Below are 605 nucleotides of genomic sequence, written 5' to 3' on the forward strand. Positions count from 1 at the left end.
CACGGCCGTCCCGATCCGCTCGACGCGGACGAACCGAAGAACCTCGCGCGCACGATCGCCGCGCTCAAGCTCAAGTACGTGGTGATCACGAGCGTGGACCGCGACGACCTGCGCGACGGCGGCGCGGCCCACTTCGTCGAATGCATTCGCGAAGTGCGCGAGCAGTCGCCGGACACGCGCATCGAGATCCTGACGCCGGACTTCCGCGGCCGTCTCGACCGCGCGATCTCGATCCTGAACGCCGCGCCGCCCGACGTGATGAACCACAACCTCGAAACGGTGCCGCGCCTGTACAAGGAAGCGCGCCCGGGTTCGGACTACGCGCACTCGTTGAAGCTCTTGAAGGACTTCAAGGCGCAGCATCCGGACGTCGCGACGAAGTCGGGCCTGATGGTCGGCCTCGGCGAGACCGAAGAGGAAATCCTGCAGGTGATGCGCGACCTGCGCGCGCACGACGTCGACATGCTGACGATCGGCCAGTACCTGCAACCTTCCGAGCACCACCTGCCGGTGCGTGCGTACGTGCATCCGGATACGTTCAAGATGTACGAGGAAGAGGCGTACAAGATGGGCTTCACGCACGCGGCCGTCGGCGCGATGGTGCG

1 protein-coding gene is annotated in these 605 nt (G+C 66.0%); it reads left to right on the forward strand.

The annotated features are described in order from the left end of the window. Nucleotides 1-605 (forward strand): lipoyl synthase (locus DIE12_RS37760; protein WP_124551609.1); only part of this gene is annotated, 605 nt, incomplete at both ends.

Source organism: Burkholderia sp. Bp9015, assembly GCF_003853505.1.
Lineage (GTDB): Bacteria > Pseudomonadota > Gammaproteobacteria > Burkholderiales > Burkholderiaceae > Burkholderia.